Source organism: Enterococcus sp. DIV2402 (genome assembly GCF_017426705.2).
In the GTDB taxonomy this organism is placed as follows: domain Bacteria; phylum Bacillota; class Bacilli; order Lactobacillales; family Enterococcaceae; genus Enterococcus_F; species Enterococcus_F lowellii.
The window spans coordinates 2,876,796-2,902,029 of sequence record NZ_CP147251.1 but is presented as its reverse complement, the minus strand read 5'-3'; the positions used below and the strand labels follow the sequence as shown (position 1 = coordinate 2,902,029).

Sequence of the window (25,234 nt, the reverse complement as noted above, 5' to 3'; positions counted from 1 at the left end):
CCATAAGAAAGGAGGAGACACATGGTTAAAGTAGTGGGTGTTCGTTACCGACAAGCTGGACGAATCTATTATTTTTCTCCTGGTGAAACTGAATTTTTATATAACGATAAGGTCTTGGTGGAATCCCAGCAAGCGAAATATATAGCGACTGTTGCTATCCCTAATAAAGAGATGGCCGCAGAAGATTTGCCGGATGACATTAAACCAATCATCCATCGCGCAACAGCTTCTGAGTTGCAACAAGATGAAAAGAATAAACAAGATGCAAAAGAAGCTTTACGAATTGGTAAAAATAAAATTCGTGAGCATAAATTAGAAATGAAATTGGTCGATGTCGAATATACATTTGATCGTAGCAAAATGATATTCCAATTTACTGCAGACGGGCGAATTGATTTTAGAGAATTGGTCAAAGATTTAGCCGCTATCTTCCGTACACGAATTGAATTACGTCAAATCGGCGTCCGTGATGAAGCAAAAATCTTAGGTGGAATTGGTCCTTGTGGTCGTCAATTATGTTGTTCAACTTTTTTAGGCGATTTTGTCCCAGTGTCCATTAAAATGGCAAAAGACCAAGGCTTATCTTTAAATCCAACAAAGATTTCTGGTTTATGTGGTCGTTTAATGTGTTGTTTAAACTATGAAAATGATGAATATGAAGCAGCGAAAAAAGAATTACCTGATTTTGGTACTGAAATTGTAACCCCCGACGGCAAAGGTCGTGTAGTCGGCTTAAACTTATTAAGTCGTGTCATCAAAGTACGACTATTCGGGAAAGAAACGCCTGTGGAATATGATTACGAAGAGATAAAAGAAGTTGCCAAAGCAGGTGAAGCTAATGTCAATGGATAAGCGTTCGATATATGATGGATTGAATGATTTTGAGAGTGATTTACAAAACTTATTAACAAATCTTGCGGAAATGAAAGATTCTCTACAAGAAGTTGTGGAAAAAAATGCCACACTGGAGTTAGAAAATCAGCGTTTGCGTGAGCATATCCGTGAATTAAATCAAGCAAATGAGCAGCCGTCAGGCAAGGCGAAACAAGAAAATTCATCGGCATTATCAAAATCACGCATGAATTTAGAAAAAATTTACGAAGAAGGTTTCCACGTTTGTTATGATTTATATGGATCAAGACGTGAGCACGATGAACCGTGTGCGTTTTGTTTAGAAGTAATTTATCGCGAAAGTGGCAAATAAGATAAGAGACTGGCAGAAATTTTTGCTCAGTCTTTTTATTTTAAGGAGTGAACAAGTTGAAGAAACAGCGGAGTTTTAAAGATAAGACAGTTGGGATACTATATTTAGTTCCGACACCGATTGGCAATTTAGAAGATATGACCTTTCGCAGTGTAAAAACATTACAAGCGGTGGATTTAATTGCCAGTGAAGACACTCGTAATACTCAAAAGCTATTGAATCATTTTGAAATTACAGTACCGCAAAAAAGTTTACATGAACATAATTATAAAGAGCGGGTTCCCCAACTAGTTGAATATTTAAAAGAGGGTAAATCCATCGCGCAAGTTAGTGATGCAGGCATGCCCTCGATTAGTGATCCTGGTCATGAACTAGTGTTGGCATGTATTGAAGAAGAAATTTCGGTGGTTGCTTTGCCTGGTCCCACTGCTGGTTTGACAGCTTTGATTGCTTCTGGACTGACGCCACAGCCAAATTATTTTTATGGCTTTTTAAAACGTAAAAAGAAAGAACAGCTAGCAGAACTGGCAACACTCAAGTATCAAAAAGCAACCATGATTTTTTATGAATCGCCGTATCGTTTAGGAACAACTATCGAAAACATGATGGAAGCTTTTGGTCCGAATCGTCAAGCAGTTGTTTGTCGTGAATTGACCAAAATTCATGAAGAATATTTACGAGGAACCTTAGCAGAATTAAAAGAATATCTTGATGAGACGCCTGTCAAAGGCGAATGTTGCTTGATGGTTGCCGGTGCAACCGAAGAAGCGCCAGCAGAAGAAATTGTTGGAACCATTACCGAGCAAGTCGAAGCTTTAATTGCTGATGGAATGAAACCAAATCTAGCAATTAAAGAAATTGCCAAGAAAAATAGCTTGAAAAAGCAAGTCGTGTACAATGATTATCATGGATTAAATGAAGTCTAGGCAGGTATGCCTAGGCTATTTTTTTAGGAACAAACAACGTAAGGATATTTGCAGGGGAATGTTCGTTCGTATATAATGGAAGAGAGGTGAGCCTGATGACCGGATTGCAGTTTCCATTAAAAAATGATACATCCCGTAAAATTATACATATTGATATGGATGCTTTTTTTGCATCAGTAGAAGAACGTGACCAACCGGAACTGGCGAAGCATCCGTTAGTGATTGCTCGTCATCCAAGTGATACCGGGGGACGTGGTGTGGTTACAACAGCGAATTATTTAGCACGCCAATATGGCATACATTCGGCTATGAGTGCGCAAAAAGCGTATGAGCTGTGTCCACATGCGCTATTTGTTCCAGGAAATCACCAAAAATATCGAGAAATTTCTCGGCAAGTGCGTGCGGTTTTTTACCGTTATACAGATTTAGTCGAAATCGTTTCGATTGATGAAGCGTATTTGGATGTGACTGAAAATAAAATTCAAAGTACATCAGCTATTAAAATTGCCAAATTAATTCAGCATGATATTTGGCAAGAAGTTCAGCTTACTTGTTCAGCAGGGGTCAGTTACAATAAATTTTTAGCCAAATTAGCTTCAGATTTTGAAAAACCACGAGGCTTGACCGTTGTAATGCCTCAAGATGCTGTTACTTTTCTAAAAAAATTACCGATTGAAAAATTTCATGGTGTCGGGAAAAAGACCGTTCCTAGAATGCATGAATTAGGTATTTTTACAGGAGCAGACTTACATGAACGTAGTGAGGCAGAGCTGATGCAGCATTTTGGCAAAATGGGTTATTCCTTGTATCGCAAAGTCCGTGGTATTCACAATGCACCGGTAAATATTTCACGTGAACGAAAATCGATAGGCAAAGAAAATACCTATGGGCAACCTTTAGCGACAGAAGACGAATGTCTAGCTCAATTACGCCAATTGTCGAATGCAGTAGCTGAATCCTTAAAAAAAGAACAAAAACACGGCAAGACGGTTGTTGTGAAAATTCGCTATGCAGATTATACCACGATTACTAAGCGGGTTACCTTGCTTGAATACGTCTATCGCAAGGAAGAGATTTTTTCGCAAGCTAGTTTAATTTGGGAAGAAATTCTGGGCGTTGAAAAGGGGATTCGTTTATTAGGTGTGACAGTCACTAACTTGGATCCATTGACTTATGAAAATATCGTGTTACCTCTGTGGGAAACTGGAGATCCTTATGAAAAAAGCAAGCACTAAATGAGCGCTTGCTTTTTAATTTGTTCATATTGTTGTTCGGCATCGATACATTTTTCCCAAATCACTGCTTTACCAGCTGCTAATGATTTGGGGACATCAAGAATTCGTTGATTACTGCTACCACGAAATTGTAAATTGAGATTACGTTTACTTAATTCAAAACGACCATCAACTAAAATATCGATTTGTTGCAATAGAGCCAATTTATCATCAGTTTCTTGCAAAAGTTCTTCAAATGTATATCCTGACCAACTCCAGATATCTTTTTTCATTCCAAACGTTTCCCGAACGCGTTGAACTAATTGGAGGCAAACAGCCGTGTTTAAAAAAGGTTCGCCACCTAATAAAGTAAGTCCTTGAACATAATCGTGAGAGAGGTCTGCAATAATTTGATTTTCTAATTCCAAAGTATACGGTGTACCGTAGCGGAAATTTTGTACGGCTTTATTGAAGCAACCTTCACAAGCAAAAAGACAACCGCTGACGTATAAACTATTACGAACTCCCTCACCATCGACAAAATTAAACGGCTTATAATCAGCAATCCGTTGTTGACTATAGTCTTCACTGCACCATTCTTTGGGTTGTGGGTTTCTCATATTATCACGTCCTTATTTCATGTGTTTAACACGTGCAGAAATTTCTTTGTGGCGTCCATGTACCATTGGGCGTGCTTGTGGATTGCCTAGATACCCGCATGTTCGTTTTACTACATCGCAGGTTTTTGGATCATGATTGCCACATTGCGGGCATTGAAAACCACGCTCGGTTGGTTTGAAATCTCCTTCATACCCACATTCATAGCAATGGTCAATGGGCGTATTGGTTCCCAAATAGCCAACACGTTCATAAGAATAATCCCACACAGCTTCTAAGGCTTTCGGATTTTGTTGTAGAATGGGGTATTCACAGTAATGAATAAAGCCACCGCTACAATAGTACGGATAATCTTTTTCGAAATCTAGTTTTTCAAAAGGTGTCGGATTTTTACGAACATCATAATGGAAGCTATTTGTATAATATTCTTTGTCAGTAATATTTTCAATCACGCCAAATTTTTCAGTATCCAGACGGCAAAAACGATCGGTTAAACTTTCACTTGGTGTTGAATAAACACTAAAATGATACCCATATTCTTCAGCCCAATCATCTGCATGGTCTTTTAAGGCACGTAAAATCGCTAACGTGAATTCTTTAGCTTGTGGATTAACTTCCCATTCGCCATCATAAAATGCCGCAGCGACTTCATATAATCCAATATATCCGAGAGAAACAGTCGCACGACGATGATTAAATAATTCATCTACAGCATCATTGGGTGCAAGTTTCTTGCCAAACGCGCCGTGCATATAGAGGATAGGTGCATTTGTTGGTGTAGCTTCTTTACAGCGTTCAATTCGATATACGAGTGCATCTTTCACAATTTGCAGGCGTTCTTCTAGAAGCTGCCAAAATTTTGCTTGATCATGTTGTGCTTCAAGGGCAATTCGGGGCAAATTTAGGGTGACTACACCTAGATTCATCCGTCCAACATTGATTTCTTGCCCAGTTGCATCCTTCCAACCTTGTAAGAAAGAACGGCAGCCCATAGGCACCTTAAAACTCCCTGTTAACTCCACAATCTTATCGTAATTTAAAATATCAGGATACATCCGTTTCGTTGCACATTCTAATGCCAATTGCTTGATATCATAATTAGGGTCTTGTGGTTGAAGATTCACGCCTTTTTTGATAGAGAAAATCAATTTAGGGAAAATAGCTGTTCGATGTTCGCTACCTAAACCATTGATTCGATTTTGCAAAATCGCTCGTTGAATTTCTCGTTCAAACCAATTTGTACCCAAACCAAAACCAAGAGAAGTGAAGGGCGTTTGTCCGTTTGATGTAAACAACGTATTGATTTCGTATTCTAAGCTTTGCATGGCATCAAAAATGTCTTTCTTGGTTTTTTTACGAGCAAAAGCTATTTGACGTTCTTCGCCTGCAATCCATTTTTTGGCATCTGCTAAATGCTTTTCATAATTTTTCTCAGCAAAAGGCGCTAAAAGTTCATCCACTCGATCGGCAGAACAACCGCCATATTGACTAGAAGCCACGTTAGCAATAATTTGTGAAATTTGCGCAGTTGCTGTTTGAATAGATTTAGGTGCTTCGACTTCAGCGTTGCCCATTTTGAAGCCTTCGTTTAACATTTTTTTAAAGTCAATTAAGCAACAATTTGTCATTGGGGCATAAGGATGGTAATCCAAGTCATGATAATGAATATCGCCTTTTTGATGTGCGTTTGCGACATGAGGAGGTAACATCTTTAAACCAATTGATTTGCCAACAATTCCTGCGGTTAAATCACGTTGTGTGTTAAATACATTACTGTCTTTATTGGCATTTTCATTGACGACACTTTGTTCTTTATTCATTAGCTTTTCAATTGTAAAATTAATGTCGGTTGCCTGACTTCGTTCGAAATCACGTTGTGTCCGATAACGAATGTATTCTTCAGCAAGCGCATAATCATGTTGTTGTAACAGAATATGTTCAACGATATTTTGGATTTCATAAATTTTAACCGTTTTTTGAAAACGCGCCTCAATTTCATGATTGATTTTAGTTACAAGATAATGTACTTGCTGATGGTCCATGGGTGAAAGAGTCCCTTGCACTTGTTGTTTGGCTTTGACCAAGGCGTTATAAATTTTTTGATCGTCAAACGTTACGGTCCGTCCATCGCGTTTAATGACTTGTATTTCAACCGTAGTTGCTGGTGAGAAATATTGTTCATCTTTTAATTTAGTTGCCGTCATTTTGTGTCACTCCTTTGTTTACTTCTTCTCTATAATAAAATAAAAAAAGAAGGATTTCAACTATATATAGTTGTTTATTTTTGTTTATACACTATATGTAGTATATGCAGAGGGTGGCATAAGCTAGGTGAGAGTAGGGAGTTTCATTGTTTTATTTTACACAAAATGTATAAAATTTATTTTTAGATTTTAGAGAATTAATTGAAAATATGCTAAGATACAAGAGAGAAAAGAGGCGAGAATCGTGAAAAAAATAATCGATGTCAAACATTTAACAAAAACATATGGTACCCGCTTTAATCAAACAAAGGTATTAGATAATTTATCTTTTAGTGTCGATCAAGGTGAATTTGTTGGAATTATGGGACCGAGTGGAGCGGGAAAAACCACCCTGATGAATATTTTATCTTCCATCAGTTTACCAACGATGGGGTCGGTCTATATTGATGGCAAAGATATCACCCGTATGAAAGAAAATGAATTAAGTGATTTTCGCCGTCAAAAAATCGGCTTTATTTTTCAAGACTTTAATTTATTGGATACACTCACCAGTAAGGACAATATTTTATTACCTTTGGCGATTGATAAATTATCTAGCACAGAAATGGAGCAACGCGTACAAACCGTGGCCGATTTATTAGGTATTTCGTATTTGTTAAATCGGTATCCAGATGAGTTATCTATTGGGCAAAAGCAGCGAGTCGCCGCTGCACGAGCGATTGTTGCACAACCGTCCGTCATTTTTGCAGATGAACCGACTGGATCTTTGGATTCTAAATCAGCAACAGAATTGCTTCGTTATTTAAGTGAAGTCAATTTACACAATGACACGACAATCTTAATGGTGACCCATGATCCGTTTACTGCGAGTTATTGTAATCGAATTTTATTTATTAAAGACGGGGTGTTTTTTGCTGAAGTCGTTCGTCGCGGGACCCGTAAAGAATTTTTTGAACAAGTAATTGATATGCAGGCGACAATCGGAGGAGGAGGTCGTCGGAATGCTTTTTAAAATTATTTGGCGTAGTTTTTTACGTCAAACGCGGAATTATGTTGTCTATTTCTTATCCATGACAACTGCCGTGATGATTTTTTATTCATTTAGTGCGATGACATATGATCAGCCTCTAACCTTGCGTGCTAGACAAGATATTCAAATTGAAGGTGTATTGACGTTAGGGAATGTATTTGTTGCCATGGTCGTGTTGTTTTTTATGCTAGGCGCTAACCAATTTTTTATCCAACAACGACAAAAAGAAATTGGGTTGTATCAATTGTTTGGGCTACGAAAATCACGTATTATTTTTCAATTTTTAATTGAAGGGGTGGTTTTGAACGTTTTTTCTCTGCTTGTGGGAATCATTATGGGGATTGTTTTTTCAAAATTTTTTGCGATGATTTTAATCAAAGCTATGGATTTAAACATTGAAAGTCGTTTCTTTATTTCATGGGCTTCTGTGTTAACAACTGTAGTGATGTTTTTTGTCGCCATTAGTTTAATTTCGTTGCAAAATATGTGGTTGATTTGGCAAAAACAATTGATTGACTTGTTTCAGCCTAAACGAGTGATAGCTAGTCGGCATTTAACAGTTCGTTGGAGTGCCTATTTAATTGGTATATTTAGTGTTTTGTTGATCAGTATTGGTTACTACATTGCAGTAAATTTTGTTGACGTGCTAAATAGTTACATTCAACAAACCGAGGACTTTTCTTCTGTGTTATGGGTACCGTTGTTCATTTTTTCTTTGTGCGTCTTCGGGACGTATTTGTTTTTTGCCTATGGTATACAAGCTTTATTAGATGGATCAACCAAATGGCGTGCATTTAGCTATCGTCAGTTACGTTTTTTTACGTTGAATCATACGCGTCATTTGCTGTCAAAAAGCTGGCGAACCCTTTCGTTGATTTCTGTTATTGTGGGCATTGCCATTTCATTGATTGGTGGAGCAATTGGTATTTTTGCCATGTCTTATCGGTACACGGATTTAAGTCAACCAGTTGACTTTCAAATTACTGTCGAAGAATCTACGCGTTTAGAAGAATTACTTCAACAAAATGGCGGAGAAATTACTCAAAAAACTATCGTCCCTTTAAAAGTAGTCGGTACACATTCATTACGTCCGATTCAATTTTTAGATGAGGAAACCTATGAAGAGATTGCTCTTTTTGATTTGATTTCTGAACAAAGCTACAATGAAATTCGGACGATGATTCCCCACTTACCCGCAGTCAATTTAGACAAAACAGACGAGGCGGTGATGATTGATTTGAATACGGCAATGCTGAACAAACGATTGTTGACAAAAGCTGAGCAGAAAATAACTTTACCAAATGGTATAAACGTTCATCTCAGTGAGCGTTATTCCAATTTAATTGGGGATAGTTTGTTGCGTTATGGTTCGAATTTATTAGTGGTAACTGACAATCTCTATCAGCAGGCAGAGGGGATAGATTATCAATTGGTTTATTTGAATGCGACTGGATACGATGAAGAGCAATTTCAAAAAACATATGTCTCTCAATTACCTACAGACTGGGGCAATGATATTAGCTACCAGTATGAATATACGAATGGGCAATTAAAAGGCGATATTCAACGTGCTACTGATGATGATATTTCTGAAGATTCAGAAGGACAACGTGTAAGTCGTTTAAATCAAACAAGTCGTTATCCTAATGTACGTGCCGATCGACGTCAAGGAGGCATTTTCTTGTATGTCACGCTTTTTGTCGGGATGATTGTGTTGATTACTACAGCGAGTACCTTAATGGTTCGCCAGTTTTTTGAAGCTGGACGAGAAAAACAAAATTATCAATTACTACAGCAAATTGGTCTTCCAAAAAAAGCGTTACATCGTGCGGTTTACCAGCAAAATGCCTGGATTTTCTTTCCAACAATGTTGCTTGCCACAAGTCATGGCTCATTTGCGATTTATATGCTCACCAAATTAGTGCAAGATGCTAATTATTGGGTGGCGTATCTCTTTTGTTTCATTACCATATTTATCTTTACATCAGCTTATTTTTTAACGACAAATTTTTATTTGCGGATTGTAGAAGAATAGGAGTAACTTATGGAAAATCAACAAGAATATTCAATTGGCGCTTTTTCAACACGTGTTCATTTGAGCGTGGATACGTTGAGATATTATGAAAAAGAAGGATTGCTTAAACCAAGGCGCAATCAACAAAATCAACGTATCTATACAGAAAACGATTATGAATGGACACTGTTTATTTTACGTCTGAAACAAATTGGCATGCCTATTCGCGACATTCAAACATACGCGAAACTCCGATACCAAGGAGATGAAACAATCAACGAACGTTTACAATTGCTTTATAAACAAGAACAACTTCTTGAAAAACAGCGACACGAAATTGATGAACATCTAGCATTTTTAGCAAAAAAAATAACTATCTATCACGAAAAAATAGTTGACATGGAGTAAACTCCAGCTCGTATCCTTAAGTTATTAAGGAGGAGAAATTCATGAAAAAGTACATTGTTATTACAGGAGCTAGCTCCGGAATTGGGGCGGCTACAGCGAGAGCTTTTGCCCAAAGAGGAAAAAATGTCATTTTAATCGCTCGTCGTGAAGAAAAATTACTAGAAGTGAAAGAACAAATTCAGCAGGCTTGTCCAGAGGTTGATATTGTGGTGCATCCATTTGATTTAACGCAAGTTGCCGAACTAGAAAAGCTATTTCAGCAATTAGACAGCTATTTTATTGAAGCTTGGATTAATAATGCGGGCTTTGGTTATTACACAATGGTGGAGGAACAATCCATTGGGCGTACATCTGCCTTATTGCAACTCAATGTAGAGGCGCTCACGATTTTATCCATGCTGTACGTACAAAAATACCAACAGCAACCACAGACGCAATTGATTAATATTTCATCGGCGGGTGGTTATACAATCGTTCCAACGGCGGTAACGTATTGTGCCTCAAAATTTTATGTTAGCTCTTTTACAGAAGGTTTGGCTTTAGAATTACGTGCGTCAAATTCACCGCTACAAGCGAAGGTTTTGGCGCCGGCAGCAACAAAAACGGAATTTGGCAAGGTCGCCAACAACACGACAACATATAATTATGACCAAGCCTTTTCAAGATACCATGACAGTGAAGAGATGGCGCAGTTCTTAATGCAACTCTACGATAGTGATAGTATTGTGGGTTCGATTGATCGAGAAACGTTTACTTTCGTCTTAAGTGATCATAAATTTTCTTATGCAGGTACTAGCAAAAATAATCAACAACTGACCAAAGAAAAATAGTGAGAAAAAATTAATTGAGACATAACCGAGCTATTCTGTTCTTTCATTGGATGCGTGCTATACTTAATTTATAGTATAAAAAAAGGAGCGTATGTGATGTTAGAAAAAAAAGAGGAACAACTATTGATTGATTTAACTTCTGCTCGTGGTGTACCTGGCAACGAAGAAGAAGTTCGAGAGGTTTTTAAAGCCTATGCCAAAGATTTTGCCGAAGATATTTTCTTTGATGGCTTAGGGAGCGTGATTGCCAAACATTCTGGAAAAGGTGGCGGTCCTAAAATCTTTATTTCTGGTCATATGGATGAAGTTGGTTTTATGGTCACCAAAATTACTGAAAAAGGCTTTATTGAATTCCAAACATTAGGTGGCTGGTGGGGCCAAGTTATGCTTGCACAACAAGTAGAAATTAAAACGCAAGATGGAAAATTAATTCACGGCGTTATTGGTTCCAAACCACCACATGTACTATCAATGGAAGCACGCAAAAAACCATATGATGTCAAAGATATGTTTATTGATATTGGGGCGTCAAGTGAAGAAGAAGCAAAAACTTGGGGCATTCGACCAGGAGATATGATTACGCCATATATCGAATACCAACGGATGAATGACAGTAAATTCTTATTAGCTAAAGCATGGGATAATCGTGTGGGGACTGCTGTTTCTTTACGTGTATTAGAAAACTTAGCCAATGAAGGCCATCCAAATTGCTTGTTTGCTGGAAGTGACGTGATGGAAGAAGTCGGATTACGTGGGGCTCGTACAAGTACGCACTTAGTTAATCCTGATATCGCAATTGCTTTAGACACGGGTACTGCTGGGGATACACCAGGAATGACACCGAAAGAAGCAGATTCTGTTCTGGGTAAAGGACCGCAAGTGTTAATTTTTGATGCCTCGATGATTCCACATAAAAAATTATTGAACTTTGTTATTAACGTTGCTGAAGAGTTAGAGATTCCTTTCCAATATACCGTCATTACAGGTGGTGGAACAGACGCAGGACAAATGCATTTAACTAGAGATGGCGTTCCATCAATTGCAATTACCGTCCCTGTACGTTACCTACATTCGCATACATCCATCATTCATGAAGATGATTATTTAAATACGGTTAAATTAGTGACAGAAGTAGTTCGTCGCTTAGATGATAAAAAAGTGAATGAGTTAAGAAGTTATTAAATAAAAATAGAGTGAGAATCCTTTGATAGGTTTTTCACTCTATTTTTTATTTGCGTGTCGTTAGCGAAACGTTTACACTAAGGACAAAAGGTGAGGAGGAATTTTTATGAAACTAACAGTTTTAGGTTGCCTTGGCGCATATCCTTATAATGGGGAAGGTACAACGAGTTTTTTATTGCAATCAGAAGGTTATAATCTACTGCTTGATGCGGGAAGTGCAACATTGATTCAACTGGAAAAAGTGTTTAATCCATTAGATTTAGATGCAGTGATTCTCAGTCATTATCATCCCGATCATGTGGCTGATTTAGGTGTGCTACAACATTATTGGCAATTATTCCCCAAAACAGAAGAACGGCCAATTCTACCGATTTATGGTCATGGAGAAGATGCCGAACAGTTTGCTCGCTTGACCTTACCGAATGTTTCAGAAGGACATGATTATCTAAAAGTAGAACAGTTGAACTTAGGACCTTTTTCTGTTACATTTATGAAGACGATTCATCCTGTCGTTTGTTACGCAATGCGGTTTGTAGAAAATAGTACAGGTAAAATATTTGTATTTACTGGTGACTCTGGTTATTTAGAAAGTTTTGTTGATTTTGCCAAAGATGCGGATTTATTTTTAGCAGATACCTATCTGTTTGAAGGTAATGAAAATCATATTGCGCATTTTACTTCTAAAGAAGCTGGAGAAATTTCACGTCAAGCAGGGGTGAAAAAATTAGTTTTAACTCATTTACCTCAATTCGGTGATTTGGAACAATTACGCACCGAAGCAAGTGCAGCAGCGCAGCATGAAGTGCCTGTCGAATTAGCAAAAGTAGGGAAAACTTTTGAAATTTAGGAGGAACGAAGCATGATTTTTGTACCAAATGATTTAAGAGACCCACGAGTAAACTTAGCGATTGAAACTTTTTTATTGCAAGAAATGGCTATTGACGAGCCGATTTTACTTTTTTATATCAATGAACCATCAATTATCATTGGTCGTAACCAAAATACGATTGAAGAGATTAACAAAGAATATGTGGATGAAAATGGAATCCATGTTGTTCGCCGTTTTAGTGGTGGTGGGGCAGTTTATCACGATGAAGGAAATCTAAACTTTAGTTTCATCATGCCTGATGATGGCAATTCATTCCGCGATTTTGAAAAAGTAACGAAGCCAATTATTCAAGCACTACATGATATGGGCGTTGAAGGGGCACAACTAAAAGGTCGTAATGATTTAGTCATCAATGACATGAAGTTCTCTGGAAATGCGATGTATGCTACAAATGGTCGCATGTTTGCGCATGGTACAATCATGTTTGACAGCGATGTAAATGAAGTGGTGAACTCCTTAAAAGTTCGTAAAGATAAAATTGAGTCAAAAGGTATCAAATCGATTCGTTCACGGGTAACGAATATCAAACCATTCTTACCAAAAGAGAATCAAGAGATGACAACGGAAGAATTCAGTCAAGAAATCTTATTGAAAATCTTTGGTGTCGATTCAGTAGAAGCTATCAAAACGTATACCTTAACTGATAATGATTGGGAAAAAGTCAAAGCAATCTCAGAAAAATATTATGCGAACTGGGATTGGAACTATGGAAAATCTCCAGCTTTTGACATTGAACGTCGTAAACGATTCCCAATTGGTTCTATTGAAGTGCGCTTAAATGTTGCAGAAGGCAAAATTACTGATGCGAAAATTTATGGTGATTTCTTTGGTTTAGGAGAAGTAAAAGACGTAGAAGATGCTTTAGTAGGAACAAAATATGAAAAAAATGCGTTAAAAGAAGTCGTTGATGCTATCGATGTGAAAAAATATTTTGGGAACATTGAAACAAACGATTTATTTGAATTAATTTATTAATATTGAAAATCTGCAAAAACAATTTGTTGTTGCAGATTTTTTTAATAGGAGGAAGCTTAAATGGTAAAAATTAACCAACAATCTGTTTTTCCAATCGGCTTAGGTACTTGGCATATGGGCGATGTTCCTCAAAAAAGAGCGCAAGAAATTCAAGCATTACGTGCCGGTTTAGACCATGGAGCAAAGGTGATTGATACTGCTGAAATGTATGGAGAAGGCAATGCAGAACGATTAGTTGGCGAAGCAATCCAACCGTATCGTCGAAAAGAACTTTATTTAATTTCTAAAGTGTATCCATGGAATGCTTCTCTTGAGCAATTGCCGATTCGTTTAGACAATAGCTTGCGACGGTTAGGAACAGATTATCTAGATATGTATTTGCTACATTGGCGTGGGAATATTCCCTTAGCTGAAACGGTAGAAGCATTGGAAAGAGCGAAACAAAGTGGAAAAATTCGGGCATGGGGTGTCTCTAACTTTGATTTAGCAGATATGGAAGAGTTAATGAGAGTAACAAACGGACAAAATTGTCAAACGAATCAAGTTTTATATAATTTAAGTGAGCGCGGAATTGAGTTTGACTTATTGCCGTATATGCAGAAACGTCAACTGCCATTAATTGCTTATTCACCGATTGCACAAGGTGATAGTTTAGGTGGACATTTAACCGAGCAACGTGTCTTGCAAGAAATTGCGCACCAGCATCAAGTGGACATTTTTCAAGTTCTCTTGGCTTGGTGTCTTCGTGATGGGCAAACATTGGCGATCCCTCAATCAAGTAGTGTGGCACATACGATTAGCAATATTCAAGCAGGGCATCTTCAATTAACTGAGGAAGAATTGGCACTAATTGATGCTTTGTATCCAGCTCCAACGGCTAAACAGCCTTTAGCTATATTATAAAAAGGACCTTTCAATCGTCTCATGAAGATGGTTTGAAAGGTTTTTTTATGGAATATTTGTTTTTTTTCAGGGAGTTAAGCTAACTTTAAGCTAGGCGATATATAGTAAACACAGTACTAAGAACGAATACATTAGAGAAAAAAGGAGGGAATGATAATGAAGGCAAAGAAACGCTCTGCTTTGAAATTAATTTTTTTAACAGCCCTCGCGTTTTCGACAATGGGCTTATTCGCAACAACAAAAATAACGCGTCATAATTTATAGAAGATAAGGAGAAACGAATATGAATAAACGTAAAAAAGGATTAACTGCAGCTACCTTAGCACTTGCAGTAACGGTGATTGCCGCTTGCAGTCAAACAGAAAGTAGTCAAGCAGAGACCGCTGCATTAGAAACAAATACCAGTATCGTAGCTACGACATCAACCTCTACTGCGACAACTGAAACACTCGTACAAACTGAAACGAGTGACAATGCTGACGTCGATTGGGATGCTTTGGAAACCACAGAAATTACCTTAACCGATGAAGGATTAAACATTACTGAAGCTGGTACGTACATTTTGAGTGGTGAAACAACTGGTCAAGTGACCGTCAATACAGAAGGCAATGTACGAATTATTTTAAACAATGCAACCATTACAAGCAGTGAAGGAGCAGCTATCTCAATTGAAAATGCAGAAAAAACAGTTTTAGAATTAGCAGATGGAACAACCAATACAGTCGAAGATGCAGCGACACGTAGTGATGAAGAAATTGATGGAGCGATCTATTCATCAGATGATATGATAATTACAGGTCAAGGAACATTGAACGTAACAGCCAATTTTGAAGACGGAATTGTAGGTAAAGATGACTTATGGATTGAATCAGGTACTATTAATGTTACGAGCGTAGATGGTGGGATTCGAGGCAAAGATTCCTTAACCATTTCTGGTGGAACTTTGACTATTGATGCAGGTGGCGATGGCATTAAATCAAGTAATGACACAGATTTAGGAAAAGGTCAGTTAACCATTAGTGGTGGTGAAATCACCATTACTTCAGGAGATGATGCGGTTAAAGCAGAACAAAATATCTGGATTACAGGAGGAACGTTAGATATTGTGACTAGTGTAGAAGGTATTGAAGCACCTGTGATTGTTATTGATGATGGGGATGTGACACTCTACGCAACAGATGATGGTATCAACGCTTCTGCCTCTGAGATTATCACAACTGATTTAAGTTTAACTATTAATGGTGGCAATGTGACGGTAGAAGTCGGTCAAGGAGATACGGATGCGTTAGACAGTAACGGCGATTTGACCATTGCTGGCGGTGTGGTAACTTTAACCGCCCAATCTGCGGTTGACTATGATGGTACAGGCAGCTTTACTGGTGGCACTTTAATTGTGAATGGTGAAACGTTAACAGACTTACCAGAAGGTGGCATGATGGGTGGCCCTGGAGGTAATATGGGTGGCGGACCTGGCGGCAATGGAAACCCCTAATATAAAAAGAAATTGGAAAACGTATAGATAGTCTCAACGAATCAAAAATAGCGAGTCAAATTCTTTTTCAAGATGTTGACTTGCTATTTTTTTGATTCATTCAGTTTTTAGTGTTGATAACGAAGAGTTAAGTTCATCCGGATTATTGGCAAAATAATTGTCTATATATGATTTTATTCCCTCAAAATCCTTTTTTATAAATAAGTCTGCGGGTACTTCGATTATTGGAAGCTCTGTTTCATTATCAAAAGGGACAAATGGTTTAGGGACGACTAAATAATCCACTACGTCTTTATCGTTAGCGTAGTCAATCGAAACGTCGTAATCCTTAGAAAAATACTCTTTCAAAGCATCGTTATTTCTAACAAGTGGATAGGGAAATATTGAACCATAATTGATTCCGGTACTAACAATTAATACAAAACATATTTTCTTCATGAATATCTCCTCCTCAGTTAATAATAAAATAAGCGACTTTGTTTTGCAAACCTTCTCATTTTCGCTATAGATAGTAGTAAATCAATAGAAATTAGCTGCTACTGATGACACCAAATAAAAGCATCCGCTGATTCAGTTTTTTACCATTAAAATTAGAAATTAACCTGTCAGACTAGATTTTATTCTGGTATTTTTTAGAAAAAACAGTATAATTAAGCTTATTAAATATTTTAATGAGCTTAAAAAGAAAGAGAAGAGAATGAGCCCACAATTAGCGAAAGAAAACTTTTTTGTTTTAATTTTAAATCAAATAAAAAATGAAGAAGCCCAAACAAAAGAAGAAACACAGTTACAGGAATTACTTTTAGAAATAGGTGAAGCATTACTTCAAGAAGGGACTATTAATGAGTTATTAATTAAAAAAATAAATCAAGCTTTACAACAGCGCCACTATTTTGATTTATGCGTGCAGTTCAATACAGGTGAATTAGTTGTTACTTCACAATTTTCACCTTCTTTAAGTAGGGTTGATCGTAATTACATTGAAGCTATTGTGAGTGTGGTAGAGGCTTTAGAAAAAGGACCAATTGAAATTAAACGTTGTGAGCAATGTAGCGAATGGTTTCTGCCTTATAAACGAGCGAAAGTCTCGAAATTTTGTAGCAAAAAATGCCGAAATCGTGCCAATTATCTAATCAATAAGGAGAAAAACAATGACCATTATTAAATCAGAGCGTGAATTAGACTTAATGCATAAAGCTGGAAAAATTGTCGCCGAATGCCATCAATTAGTTCGTGAAGTTATCCGTCCAGGAATCACCACCTTAGAAATTGATACCTTAGTTGAAAAAACAATTCGTGAGAAAGGAGCTATTCCTAGCTTTATTAATCATCATGACTTTTCCTATTCGATTTGTTCTTCACCAAATGATGTTATTTGTCATGGGTTTCCAGATAACCAACCCTTAAAAGACGGCGATGTGATTACCATTGACATTGGCGCTTGTTACCAAGGCTATCATGGGGATTCTGGCTGGACATATGCCGTTGGAACGGTGAGTGGAGAAATTCAAGCGATGATGGAACATTGCGAAAAAAGTCTCTACTTAGGCATTCAAGAAGCGTTAGCAGGACGACGAGTTGGGGATATTGGTTATGTTATTGATAGTTATGCACGAGAACACAGTTATGGCAATGTGTACGACTTTACAGGTCATGGTGTCGGACGAGAAATTTGGGAAGAACCCACTGTACCACATTATGGTATTCGTAACAAAGGTGCTCGTTTGAAAAAAGGCATGGTAATTGCCATTGAACCAATGTTTACTTTAGGTAAAACGGCAAATTATACGGAAGATGATGGTTGGACAGTTCGAACGTTAGATCATTCGATTTGTGTACAATATGAGCATACAGTGGCTATTACCGAAAATGGGCCAGAAATTCTGACACAATTATAAAAAAGAAGCAAAATCAAAACTGATTTTGCTTCTTTTTATTAATAAGCTCGTGCAATCCACACGGTGTGTTTTGCGGGTTTGCCACTTACAATATCAACTGTTTTTTCCATTGGTGTTTCAAATGGAATATTACGGGTTGTAAATCCAGTTTCTTCTTTGATTTTTGCTTCGGTTTCTTCTGTTCCATCCCAACCAATTAGGACAAAACCAGTTACTTTATCTTCTGCTTTACATTTTTCAATGTGTGCTTTTAAGTCATCTAATGTTTCGATGTCATAGTGTTCGTTTTCTTTGTTACGAGCACGAGCAGCTTCTAATAAACGGTTTGGCATAATTGCCAATTGTTCTTTCACATAAGCAGTTAACTCTTCGAAGCTTACTTTTTCTTTTTCTGAAAGGTCACGAACTTTAACCATTACATGACCGTTTTCTAAGTCACGAGGACCACATTCGATACGGACACAAGCTCCTTTTAATTCCCATTCGTTGAATTTGTAACCTGGAGAATTATCGCTATCATCTAAGCGTACGCGGAAACCTTCTGCTTTAAATGTTGCAAAAATTTCGTCTAATTTTTCCATGATTGCTGGATTTTTCTTCCAAGGACCAACTGGCATTAAAACGATTTGTGTTGGCGCAATAGTTGGTGGGAAAACTAACCCATTTTCGTCTCCGTGGGTCATGATTAATGAACCTAACAAACGTGTAGATACTCCCCATGAAGTTGTATGGGCGTGAACGTGTTTATTTTCTTTATTTAAATAAGTAATGTCAAAGGCTTCAGCAAATTTGGTTCCCATATAATGTGAAGTTCCTGCTTGAACGGCTTTTCCATCTTTCATCATTGCTTCAATTGAATAAGTTTCTTCGGCGCCTGCAAAACGTTCAGAAGGTGTTTTTTCACCTTTATATACAGGAATCGCTAGAAATTCTTCACATAAACGCGCATACTCATCTAAGATACGTAAGGTACGTTTGCGTGCATCCTCTGCATCTGCATGTGCGGTATGTCCTTCTTGCCATAAAAATTCAGAAGTACGTAAAAATGGTAAAGTTTTCTTTTCCCAGCGGAAGACGTTGGCCCATTGATTAATTTCGTAAGGTAAATCACGATAAGAATTAATCCAATCAGAAAAAGCAGTCCCAATCATTGTTTCAGAAGTTGGGCGTAAAGCTAAAGGTTCTTCTAACTTTTCATCGCCTACCTCAGTTACCCAAGGAAGCTCTGGAGCAAAGCCTTCAATATGATCCGCTTCTTTCATGAAGAAACTTTTTGGAATCAACATTGGGAAATAGGCATTGCGAATTCCTTCGCTACGTAAGAATTTGTTGAATTCTTCTTGAATATGCTCCCATAATTCAAAACCATCTGGACGGAAGATGATGGAACCTCTAACGGGTGAGTAAGACATTAATTCTGCTTGTTGAACGGTTTGTAAATACCATTCTGTAAAATCATTTTTTTGTTCTGCCATTTTGTTTCCTCCTATTGATTAAATGTACGATTATTTTGGTTGAGCGCATCTTTCATAGTGGGTAAAGATTTTGGTCCCACGCCATGGATAGCTAAGACCTGTTTTTCAGTTAAGCTGGCTAATTTATCAAAGCTATCAATTTTTTCGTGTAAAAGTGCATTTCGTGCGGGGTTAGAAAGTTTTTGTAAAAATTCGTCGTAAGTCATTTGATAACCACCTTTAATTTTTTGCAATAAAAAAAGCATTCTCATCCCGATAAAAAGGACGAAATGCTGAACATTCGCGGTACCACCTTCATTGAATAGAATAACTCTATCCCACTTGTAACGAAGATAAGGGTTCTAACCCGATTGTTTTCACAATCATTGACATTGGTAGGTTCACAAAAATAGGGGTATCGAGGTTCCAGCCTTGCCCCGACTCTCTAAAACATATTTTTGATAGTAATCCAAATCCTGTCTATAGACTAATAGGAATTGCTCAAAAAAGCAAGTAGAAGTTTTTAATGAGAAAAGATTGCAGGTTGTCGCTGAAATTCGTATAATGAAAAACAGTGAATAAGTAGGAGTGTAAAACATGAGAAACGAAATGATGTATCGACCAGTTGTAAAACCCGAACTTGTCGAATTTTTACGTAATGAACAAAAACAATTAGCTGGTGAACTGGGTCAAATTGAAAAAGAAGCCAATGAAAATGAAGTACCGATTATCCCCCATGAAACAGTTGTTTTTATGCAATTTTTATTAGGTCAAATTAGACCAAAGCAAGTGTTGGAAATCGGAACAGCACTGGGATTTTCTTCTAGTTTAATGGCGCAATATGTTGGAGAAGACGGGCATGTTACCACCATTGATCGCTTTGATGTCATGATTCGTAAAGCGAAAAAAACTTATGAACGTCTTGGCTTAGAAGATAAAGTAACGTTATTAGAAGGTCAAGCAGCAGATATTTTACCAGAATTAACAGGTCCATATGATTTTATTTTTATGGATAGCGCTAAGTCAAAATATATTGAGTTTTTACCAGAGTGTTTACGCTTGTTGAAAAAAGGTGGCGTATTGATGGTAGATGATGTGTTTCAAGGAGGAACAGTGTTAGATCCAATCGAAGAAATTCCTCGGAATCGTCGTACTATTCATCGTAAACTAAAACGATTTTTAGATGTCATTAATACACACCCTGATTTAACAACGAGTTTGGTACCATTAGGGGATGGGATTGCTTTAATCACCAAAGAAGCAGATGAAGTTGTGATTGAACCTGTAGAATAAGCTGTTTTTTAAGGTGTCTTTTTTTGGCACCTTAAAAAATAACAGAAAAACAATTGACATTTATAAGGAATTTCCATATAATAATTTTTGTTGCTAAAACATCTGTCATAGTAGCTCAGCCGGATAGAGCATCCGCCTTCTAAGCGGACGGTCGGGGGTTCGAATCCCTCCTGTGACGCTAATTAAGCCTTAGAAACGTTGGTTTCTAAGGCTTTTTTTGTTTTTTGTGCCAAAAAATTTTATAACGATGATATTTTGCCTTAATTAATTAATGTTTAACACACAGCTGCTATTTTCTAGCAGTTTTTTTATTTTATAGCGTATATTCACACGTATGAATCACCAATGCAAGCAAAGTAATTTACAAATTAAATTCTTTTCTGTATATTTGATGAATCAACTGTTGACTAGTCAAATGTAGAAGGGAGTTAATATGAATCTTAGAAAAATTAGTAAATTATTTTATCAGTTAAAGTTGGCGAATCAAGAAATGACCGCCAAGTTTGAAAAAGAAACGGGGTTTAGTATTACTCGTTATGAACTAATGATGTTTTTAAAAGAAAATGGGCAATGTTCGCAAACTATTCTACAAAAAGAATTGAAAATTGATAGTGCCGCAGTAACGAGACATCTAAAAATACTAGAAGATAAGAATTATGTAACTCGTGAAAGAAATCAACAAAACAATCGCGAAGTTTTTGTAAAGATTACAGCTAAAGCTTTCAACGAGTTAGAAACTTGTGAAAAAAAATATAGTTCTTCTGAAAAACAAATACCTGTATCACTTAATGATCAAGAAGGAGAACTTCTCTTAGAATTATTAACCAAATTAGTGAAATGAAAGAGGCCAATTAATATGTCAAACAACTTAATGAACAATAATTTTTCTGAAATTACTTTTGATAGAAAATCTGTACGTATCTATGATGAATCCTATAAAATTTCTCATGAAGAAATGCTAGAAATGATTCAAGAAGCAACACTTGCGCCTTCATCAGTAAATATGCAACCATGGCGTTTTGTAGTCGTTGAAAGCGAGGCAGAAAAAGCAAAATTAAAACCATTAATTCGTTTTAATACTCGTCAAAATGATACATCTTCTGCAATGATTTTAATTTTTGGAGATATGGAATGTTATGAACGAGGCGAAGAAATTTACGACCAAGCAGTAGCAGAAGGAGGAATGCCTCCAGAAGTCAGAGATCAACAACTAGAAGCAATTATCCCTTACTATAAAAACTTTACTAAAGAAAAAATGAATGACGTTGTAAAAATTGATTCAAGTTTAGCTGCGATGCAATTGATGTTAGTTGCTCGTGCACATGGTTATGAAACAAATCCAATTGGTGGGTTTGAAGAGGATCAATTAGCAGAAGCATTTGGTTTAGACAAAGAGCGTTATGTCCCCGTGATGATTGTATCGATTGGTAAAGCAAAAGAAACGGGTTATTCATCTGTCCGTTTAGCAGCGGAAAAAATTACAGAATTTAAGTAAAAGTGTTACTTGAAAAATAGTCTTCTAAGGGGGAGTATCATGTCATTCATTTCAATGGTATTAGTTGTGTTAGTAGCCTTAGAATTTTTCTATATTATGTATTTAGAAACTTTCGCTACAACCTCAGCTGCAACAAGTCGTGTATTTAATATGACGAGGGAAAGTTTAGCAGATAAATCATTAAACACCTTATTTAAAAATCAAGGTATTTATAATGGATTGATTGGTGTTGGGTTATTGTATAGTGTCTTCTTTGCTACTGCATCGCTGGAAATCAGTCGTTTAATTCTGCTATACATTATTTTCGTTGCTTTATATGGAAGCTTTACAAGCGATAAAAAAATTATTTTCACGCAAGGTGGGTTAGCCATCCTTGCTTTAGTTTCAACCTTTTTTTAATTGTCTATAAAAAGCGCAGTCTGCAAAGGTTGTGCTTTTTATTTTTAGCTTAGAATGTTTGTTATAATAGAGATAAATAAACGAAGAGATGAATATATGTGTAAGCTTTCGGATGCTTTATTAGTGATTGATCTTCAAAATGGTGTTTGTCAGGATAGCTATCAACTACAAAAGTTGACGTTACTAGTCAATCAACGAATTGATGAATACAATAAAACTAATTGAGCAGTTATTTTTATTCAACATTGTGATTCAAAGTTGATTTATCAAGAGAAAAATTGGGAAATCATTTCTCAAATAAACCAACCAGAAGATGCTTAATTTGTTCAGAAAAAACATGCTAGTGCAAGATTTACAACAGTTATTGACAAAAATTGATGTAGAATCCATCGAAACATGTGAGACACAAACAGAATATTGTGTGGATTCAACGATTAAAGTTGACGCTTCCTAATGCAACAACGACAATGGATAATAAGTATATGTCAGCGGCAAAGACTATTCAATTTTATGAAAATATTTGGGACCGACGTTTTGTAGATTTTATATAAAGGAGGGCTTTCTATGGGGAATGAAAAGAGAATTTTATTAAAAGAAATCAACCTATTAGAAAACAAAAAGTTGATTTGGGGATTAAACATCGCCGGAATTATGTTGTTTTTTGTTTTCTTTTTTATCTTTTCTAAATTGGGCTTTTTATATTCTGCCTCGCTCTATCAAACATTTGATTTTGGGGCATTGATGTTGGGGGTTATCCTCTTTTTGGGTTTAATTATTATTCACGAGCTTATTCATGCTGTTTTTTTCAAAACTTTTCAGCCAACAAAAAAGGTGAAATTTGGTTTTAAGAATGGGATGGCTTATGCGACAAGTCCTCATTCGTATTATAAAAAATACCAATTTATTATCATTTGTTTAGCGCCCTTTATTATTATTACAGCAGGACTAATTATTTTTTTCTTATTAAATATCTTGCCAGCGAGTATGTTTGCTTTTTTAGTTGCCTTGCATGGAGCGGGATGTGTCGGTGATTTTTATTTCACCTATTTAATTTTGTTTGCTCCCAAAAACATCTGGATAGAGGATACAGAACAAGGAATCAATTTTTACTATTAGGCTGTGTGAGCAGTCTTTTTTTCTGTATCACTTCATTGGTAATCCCTTCCAATATCGGGTATAATCAAAATGTTACGATATGTAACAGATAAAAAAACTGTTATAATTTTGGAGGGGAAAACATGAAGAAATGGTTAGTGGTAGCAACACTTCTTACAGCAGGTTTAGTATTAACTGCATGTGGAACAAAGGAAAAAGAGGGACAAGATGAAAGTTGGGGAAAAGTTGAAGAAGCAGGTAAGTTAACTGTATCAACTTCAGGAACACTTTTTCCATCTTCTTATTATAATGATAACAATCAATTGGTTGGTTATGATGTTGATTTGGCAAAAGAAGTAGCGAAGCGCTTAGATGTCGATATTGAATTCAAAGAATATAATGTTGATGGTCAAATTGCTGCATTACAACGAGGAGAAGCCGATTTTGCAGCAAATGATTTTGGTTTATCGGGCGACCGTAAAGATAAATTTAGTTTAAGTACACCAATCAAATATTCATTCACAAGTATGATTGTACGTGAAAGTGATGATTCAGGGATTCATTCACTAGAAGATTTAAAAGGCAAAAAAGCAGCAGGTGAGCCGAACACTAGTTACATGAAGTTAGCAGAAAGCTATGGTGCTGAGTTAGTTGTTTATGATAATGCAACGAACGATCAATATTTAACCGATGTCGCAAATGGTCGGACAGATGTCATTATTAACGATTATTATTTACAAAAAATGTCTGTAGGTGCTTTGCCTGATATTCCAGTAAAAATTTTAGAGGATGTTTATTTTGATTTAGATCATACTGGGTTTTTATTTGTCAAAGAAAACAATGAATTACGTGAAAAAGTAGATACAGCACTAAAAGAAATGAAGGAAGATGGCACGCTTGCTAAAATTTCAGAAGGATATTTCCAAACAGATGTCTCTGAAAAACCAAAAGAAGATTTGCTTGAAAGTAAAAAGGCCGAGTAATGTATATTCCAACCTTTGATTTTCAATTGATGTGGGAATCGCTCCCCTTTATTTTAGGTGGCTTATCTTATACAATTGGGATTGCGTTTGCTTCGTTTTTCTTTGGAAATCTTTTGGGAATCTTATTTACAACTCTGAGCTTTCTTCCAAATCGTTGGTTGAATCGTGTCATTCGAGTGCTGATTTCTTTTCTACGAGGCGTACCAGCGCTGGTCATTTTGTTTTTATTATATTTTGGCTTGCCATATCAATTAGATGCGCTGACAGCGACAATTGTTTGTTTTAGTTTAACAAGTAGTGCCTTTATTGGTGAAATTTATCGAGGATCAATTGCCGGAGTGGATCGCGGGCAGTGGGATGCGGCCTATGCGTTAGGGTTTTCATTTCCAAAAGTTATGCGTTCGATTATTTTGCCGCAAGCGTTTCGTATTTCTATCCCCGCACTAAGTAATGTGGCGATGGATTTAGTTAAAGGAACGTCTTTAGCTGCAATGATTACGATTCCAGATATTTTTCAAAAAGCTAAAATTGTTGGCGGACGAACCTTTGATTATATGTCGATGTATGTATTAGTTGCGATTATTTATTGGTGTATTTGTTTACTTATTGAATATGTACAAAAGTATTTAGAAGATTATTATCTGCGTCGTTATGGGACCATAAAATAAGTAAACCTCCTTGCTTGGCGAGGAGGTTTTTTTGTACATAAACTTGAGGACGACAAATGA

Annotated in this window: 28 protein-coding genes, 1 tRNA gene and 1 other annotated feature; of the genes, 24 read left to right on the top strand and 5 right to left on the bottom strand. The window is 36.6% G+C overall.

Annotation, left to right across the window (positions count from 1 at the left end; genetic code table 11):
• Positions 1–21: 21 nt before the first annotated feature.
• From DOK78_RS14200 to dinB, 4 genes are all read left to right on the top strand, one after another.
• Complete coding sequence (locus DOK78_RS14200) at positions 22–852, top strand: PSP1 domain-containing protein (protein ID WP_207941651.1); 831 nt, start codon at positions 22–24, stop codon at positions 850–852.
• Positions 845–1,204, top strand: a complete 360-nt coding sequence (locus tag DOK78_RS14195; protein WP_207941839.1) for a DNA replication initiation control protein YabA — start codon at positions 845–847, stop codon at positions 1,202–1,204. The genes DOK78_RS14200 and DOK78_RS14195 overlap by 8 nt, the downstream gene beginning before the upstream one ends.
• Positions 1,205–1,260: 56 nt before the next feature.
• Complete coding sequence (gene rsmI / locus DOK78_RS14190; protein WP_207941652.1) at positions 1,261–2,130, top strand: 16S rRNA (cytidine(1402)-2'-O)-methyltransferase; 870 nt, start codon at positions 1,261–1,263, stop codon at positions 2,128–2,130.
• A 95-nt stretch (positions 2,131–2,225) separates the two neighbouring features.
• Positions 2,226–3,365 carry a DNA polymerase IV gene (dinB, locus tag DOK78_RS14185; RefSeq protein WP_207941653.1) on the top strand — a complete coding sequence of 380 codons (1,140 nt, stop codon included), beginning with the start codon at positions 2,226–2,228 and terminating at the stop codon, positions 3,363–3,365.
• Here dinB and nrdG read toward each other — a convergent pair.
• Complete coding sequence (nrdG, locus tag DOK78_RS14180; protein ID WP_207941654.1) at positions 3,362–3,964, bottom strand: anaerobic ribonucleoside-triphosphate reductase activating protein; 603 nt, start codon at positions 3,962–3,964, stop codon at positions 3,362–3,364. The two genes, dinB and nrdG, sit on opposite strands and share 4 nt — an antisense overlap.
• 12 nt (positions 3,965–3,976) lie before the next feature.
• Positions 3,977–6,166 carry an anaerobic ribonucleoside-triphosphate reductase gene (gene nrdD, locus DOK78_RS14175; protein WP_207941655.1) on the bottom strand — a complete coding sequence of 730 codons (2,190 nt, stop codon included), beginning with the start codon at positions 6,164–6,166 and terminating at the stop codon, positions 3,977–3,979.
• A 244-nt stretch (positions 6,167–6,410) separates the two neighbouring features.
• Between nrdD and DOK78_RS14170 the strand changes: the two genes are divergently transcribed.
• From DOK78_RS14170 to DOK78_RS14130, 9 genes are all read left to right on the top strand, one after another.
• Complete coding sequence (locus DOK78_RS14170; RefSeq protein ID WP_207941656.1) at positions 6,411–7,178, top strand: ATP-binding cassette domain-containing protein; 768 nt, start codon at positions 6,411–6,413, stop codon at positions 7,176–7,178.
• Positions 7,168–9,231 carry an FtsX-like permease family protein gene (locus tag DOK78_RS14165; protein WP_243430619.1) on the top strand — a complete coding sequence of 688 codons (2,064 nt, stop codon included), beginning with the start codon at positions 7,168–7,170 and terminating at the stop codon, positions 9,229–9,231. The genes DOK78_RS14170 and DOK78_RS14165 overlap by 11 nt, the downstream gene beginning before the upstream one ends.
• A gap of 9 nt (positions 9,232–9,240) precedes the next feature.
• A complete protein-coding gene (locus tag DOK78_RS14160) occupies positions 9,241–9,618 on the top strand; it encodes a MerR family transcriptional regulator (RefSeq protein ID WP_207941658.1) in 378 nt (125 codons plus the stop codon).
• A gap of 41 nt (positions 9,619–9,659) precedes the next feature.
• Positions 9,660–10,448, top strand: a complete 789-nt coding sequence (locus tag DOK78_RS14155; protein WP_207941659.1) for an SDR family NAD(P)-dependent oxidoreductase — start codon at positions 9,660–9,662, stop codon at positions 10,446–10,448.
• Positions 10,449–10,544: 96 nt separating this feature from the next.
• Positions 10,545–11,630, top strand: coding sequence for a M42 family metallopeptidase (locus DOK78_RS14150; RefSeq protein ID WP_207941660.1), 1,086 nt, complete (start codon positions 10,545–10,547; stop codon positions 11,628–11,630).
• A gap of 106 nt (positions 11,631–11,736) precedes the next feature.
• Positions 11,737–12,477 (top strand): MBL fold metallo-hydrolase, encoded by a 741-nt coding sequence (locus DOK78_RS14145; protein ID WP_207941661.1) that lies wholly within the window; start codon positions 11,737–11,739, stop codon positions 12,475–12,477.
• Between the two features lie 12 nt (positions 12,478–12,489).
• Positions 12,490–13,494: a lipoate--protein ligase gene (locus DOK78_RS14140; protein ID WP_207941662.1), complete on the top strand. Its 1,005-nt coding sequence runs from the start codon at positions 12,490–12,492 to the stop codon at positions 13,492–13,494.
• 60 nt (positions 13,495–13,554) lie between these two features.
• On the top strand, positions 13,555–14,397 hold the full coding sequence (locus tag DOK78_RS14135) for an aldo/keto reductase (RefSeq protein ID WP_207941663.1): 843 nt from the start codon (positions 13,555–13,557) through the stop codon (positions 14,395–14,397).
• A gap of 283 nt (positions 14,398–14,680) precedes the next feature.
• Positions 14,681–15,889 (top strand): carbohydrate-binding domain-containing protein, encoded by a 1,209-nt coding sequence (locus DOK78_RS14130; protein WP_207941664.1) that lies wholly within the window; start codon positions 14,681–14,683, stop codon positions 15,887–15,889.
• A 96-nt stretch (positions 15,890–15,985) separates the two neighbouring features.
• Here the strand turns inward: DOK78_RS14130 and DOK78_RS14125 are convergent, their stop codons facing one another.
• On the bottom strand, positions 15,986–16,327 hold the full coding sequence (locus tag DOK78_RS14125; RefSeq protein WP_207941665.1) for a hypothetical protein: 342 nt from the start codon (positions 16,325–16,327) through the stop codon (positions 15,986–15,988).
• 259 nt (positions 16,328–16,586) lie between these two features.
• Here DOK78_RS14125 and DOK78_RS14120 point away from each other — a divergent pair, with 259 nt between their 5' ends.
• Both DOK78_RS14120 and map read left to right on the top strand, forming a co-directional pair.
• Entirely contained in the window at positions 16,587–17,054 is a 468-nt protein-coding gene (locus DOK78_RS14120; RefSeq protein ID WP_207941666.1) for a hypothetical protein, read from the top strand.
• Positions 17,041–17,787 (top strand): type I methionyl aminopeptidase, encoded by a 747-nt coding sequence (map, locus tag DOK78_RS14115; RefSeq protein WP_207941667.1) that lies wholly within the window; start codon positions 17,041–17,043, stop codon positions 17,785–17,787. Before DOK78_RS14120 ends, map begins: the two co-directional genes overlap by 14 nt.
• A 38-nt stretch (positions 17,788–17,825) precedes the next feature.
• Here map and proS read toward each other — a convergent pair whose 3' ends face one another.
• Both proS and DOK78_RS14105 read right to left on the bottom strand, forming a co-directional pair.
• Positions 17,826–19,262 (bottom strand): proline--tRNA ligase, encoded by a 1,437-nt coding sequence (gene proS, locus DOK78_RS14110; protein WP_207941668.1) that lies wholly within the window; start codon positions 19,260–19,262, stop codon positions 17,826–17,828.
• Between the two features lie 11 nt (positions 19,263–19,273).
• Positions 19,274–19,468, bottom strand: coding sequence for a DNA-directed RNA polymerase subunit alpha C-terminal domain-containing protein (locus DOK78_RS14105; RefSeq protein ID WP_207941669.1), 195 nt, complete (start codon positions 19,466–19,468; stop codon positions 19,274–19,276).
• A gap of 51 nt (positions 19,469–19,519) precedes the next feature.
• Positions 19,520–19,728: a binding site (T-box leader), on the bottom strand.
• Between the two features lie 110 nt (positions 19,729–19,838).
• Between DOK78_RS14105 and DOK78_RS14100 the strand changes: the two genes are divergently transcribed.
• From DOK78_RS14100 to DOK78_RS14060, 9 genes are all read left to right on the top strand, one after another.
• Positions 19,839–20,534, top strand: coding sequence for an O-methyltransferase (locus DOK78_RS14100; protein ID WP_207941670.1), 696 nt, complete (start codon positions 19,839–19,841; stop codon positions 20,532–20,534).
• A 104-nt stretch (positions 20,535–20,638) separates the two neighbouring features.
• Positions 20,639–20,712: transfer RNA gene (locus DOK78_RS14095), tRNA-Arg, on the top strand.
• Between the two features lie 255 nt (positions 20,713–20,967).
• The gene (locus DOK78_RS14090) at positions 20,968–21,375 is read left to right on the top strand and encodes a MarR family winged helix-turn-helix transcriptional regulator (RefSeq protein WP_207941671.1); all 408 of its coding nucleotides are present in this window, start codon (positions 20,968–20,970) and stop codon (positions 21,373–21,375) included.
• Positions 21,376–21,390: 15 nt separating this feature from the next.
• Positions 21,391–22,029, top strand: a complete 639-nt coding sequence (locus DOK78_RS14085) for a nitroreductase family protein (RefSeq protein WP_207941672.1) — start codon at positions 21,391–21,393, stop codon at positions 22,027–22,029.
• 39 nt (positions 22,030–22,068) lie between these two features.
• The gene (locus DOK78_RS14080; RefSeq protein WP_207941673.1) at positions 22,069–22,428 is read left to right on the top strand and encodes a DUF1304 domain-containing protein; all 360 of its coding nucleotides are present in this window, start codon (positions 22,069–22,071) and stop codon (positions 22,426–22,428) included.
• Between the two features lie 96 nt (positions 22,429–22,524).
• On the top strand, positions 22,525–22,653 hold the full coding sequence (locus DOK78_RS14075) for a hypothetical protein (protein WP_279381661.1): 129 nt from the start codon (positions 22,525–22,527) through the stop codon (positions 22,651–22,653).
• Positions 22,654–22,992: 339 nt separating this feature from the next.
• On the top strand, positions 22,993–23,544 hold the full coding sequence (locus DOK78_RS14070; RefSeq protein WP_207941674.1) for a DUF3267 domain-containing protein: 552 nt from the start codon (positions 22,993–22,995) through the stop codon (positions 23,542–23,544).
• Between the two features lie 122 nt (positions 23,545–23,666).
• Positions 23,667–24,506 (top strand): transporter substrate-binding domain-containing protein, encoded by an 840-nt coding sequence (locus DOK78_RS14065; RefSeq protein WP_207941675.1) that lies wholly within the window; start codon positions 23,667–23,669, stop codon positions 24,504–24,506.
• Positions 24,506–25,174: an amino acid ABC transporter permease gene (locus DOK78_RS14060; RefSeq protein ID WP_207941676.1), complete on the top strand. Its 669-nt coding sequence runs from the start codon at positions 24,506–24,508 to the stop codon at positions 25,172–25,174. The genes DOK78_RS14065 and DOK78_RS14060 overlap by 1 nt, the downstream gene beginning before the upstream one ends.
• The last annotated feature ends 60 nt before the right edge of the window (positions 25,175–25,234 follow it).

What these genes read in the sequence shown, in the direction of transcription:
- DOK78_RS14135 (WP_207941663.1), top strand. Translation starts at nt 13,555, where the DNA reads ATGGTAAAAATTAACCAACAATCTGTTTTTCCAATCGGCTTAGGTACT.
- DOK78_RS14130 (WP_207941664.1), top strand. Translation starts at nt 14,681, where the DNA reads ATGAATAAACGTAAAAAAGGATTAACTGCAGCTACCTTAGCACTTGCA.
- DOK78_RS14120 (WP_207941666.1), top strand. Translation starts at nt 16,587, where the DNA reads ATGAGCCCACAATTAGCGAAAGAAAACTTTTTTGTTTTAATTTTAAAT.
- DOK78_RS14140 (WP_207941662.1), top strand. Translation starts at nt 12,490, where the DNA reads ATGATTTTTGTACCAAATGATTTAAGAGACCCACGAGTAAACTTAGCG.
- DOK78_RS14090 (WP_207941671.1), top strand. Translation starts at nt 20,968, where the DNA reads ATGAATCTTAGAAAAATTAGTAAATTATTTTATCAGTTAAAGTTGGCG.
- DOK78_RS14075 (WP_279381661.1), top strand. Translation starts at nt 22,525, where the DNA reads ATGTGTAAGCTTTCGGATGCTTTATTAGTGATTGATCTTCAAAATGGT.
- DOK78_RS14200 (WP_207941651.1), top strand. Translation starts at nt 22, where the DNA reads ATGGTTAAAGTAGTGGGTGTTCGTTACCGACAAGCTGGACGAATCTAT.
- DOK78_RS14100 (WP_207941670.1), top strand. Translation starts at nt 19,839, where the DNA reads ATGAGAAACGAAATGATGTATCGACCAGTTGTAAAACCCGAACTTGTC.
- DOK78_RS14150 (WP_207941660.1), top strand. Translation starts at nt 10,545, where the DNA reads ATGTTAGAAAAAAAAGAGGAACAACTATTGATTGATTTAACTTCTGCT.
- DOK78_RS14125 (WP_207941665.1), bottom strand. Translation starts at nt 16,327, where the DNA reads ATGAAGAAAATATGTTTTGTATTAATTGTTAGTACCGGAATCAATTAT.
- map (WP_207941667.1), top strand. Translation starts at nt 17,041, where the DNA reads ATGACCATTATTAAATCAGAGCGTGAATTAGACTTAATGCATAAAGCT.
- DOK78_RS14070 (WP_207941674.1), top strand. Translation starts at nt 22,993, where the DNA reads ATGGGGAATGAAAAGAGAATTTTATTAAAAGAAATCAACCTATTAGAA.
- DOK78_RS14160 (WP_207941658.1), top strand. Translation starts at nt 9,241, where the DNA reads ATGGAAAATCAACAAGAATATTCAATTGGCGCTTTTTCAACACGTGTT.
- nrdD (WP_207941655.1), bottom strand. Translation starts at nt 6,166, where the DNA reads ATGACGGCAACTAAATTAAAAGATGAACAATATTTCTCACCAGCAACT.
- DOK78_RS14065 (WP_207941675.1), top strand. Translation starts at nt 23,667, where the DNA reads ATGAAGAAATGGTTAGTGGTAGCAACACTTCTTACAGCAGGTTTAGTA.
- proS (WP_207941668.1), bottom strand. Translation starts at nt 19,262, where the DNA reads ATGGCAGAACAAAAAAATGATTTTACAGAATGGTATTTACAAACCGTT.
- DOK78_RS14105 (WP_207941669.1), bottom strand. Translation starts at nt 19,468, where the DNA reads ATGACTTACGACGAATTTTTACAAAAACTTTCTAACCCCGCACGAAAT.
- DOK78_RS14060 (WP_207941676.1), top strand. Translation starts at nt 24,506, where the DNA reads ATGTATATTCCAACCTTTGATTTTCAATTGATGTGGGAATCGCTCCCC.
- dinB (WP_207941653.1), top strand. Translation starts at nt 2,226, where the DNA reads ATGACCGGATTGCAGTTTCCATTAAAAAATGATACATCCCGTAAAATT.
- nrdG (WP_207941654.1), bottom strand. Translation starts at nt 3,964, where the DNA reads ATGAGAAACCCACAACCCAAAGAATGGTGCAGTGAAGACTATAGTCAA.
- DOK78_RS14195 (WP_207941839.1), top strand. Translation starts at nt 845, where the DNA reads ATGGATAAGCGTTCGATATATGATGGATTGAATGATTTTGAGAGTGAT.
- DOK78_RS14080 (WP_207941673.1), top strand. Translation starts at nt 22,069, where the DNA reads ATGTCATTCATTTCAATGGTATTAGTTGTGTTAGTAGCCTTAGAATTT.
- DOK78_RS14145 (WP_207941661.1), top strand. Translation starts at nt 11,737, where the DNA reads ATGAAACTAACAGTTTTAGGTTGCCTTGGCGCATATCCTTATAATGGG.
- DOK78_RS14085 (WP_207941672.1), top strand. Translation starts at nt 21,391, where the DNA reads ATGTCAAACAACTTAATGAACAATAATTTTTCTGAAATTACTTTTGAT.
- DOK78_RS14155 (WP_207941659.1), top strand. Translation starts at nt 9,660, where the DNA reads ATGAAAAAGTACATTGTTATTACAGGAGCTAGCTCCGGAATTGGGGCG.
- DOK78_RS14165 (WP_243430619.1), top strand. Translation starts at nt 7,168, where the DNA reads ATGCTTTTTAAAATTATTTGGCGTAGTTTTTTACGTCAAACGCGGAAT.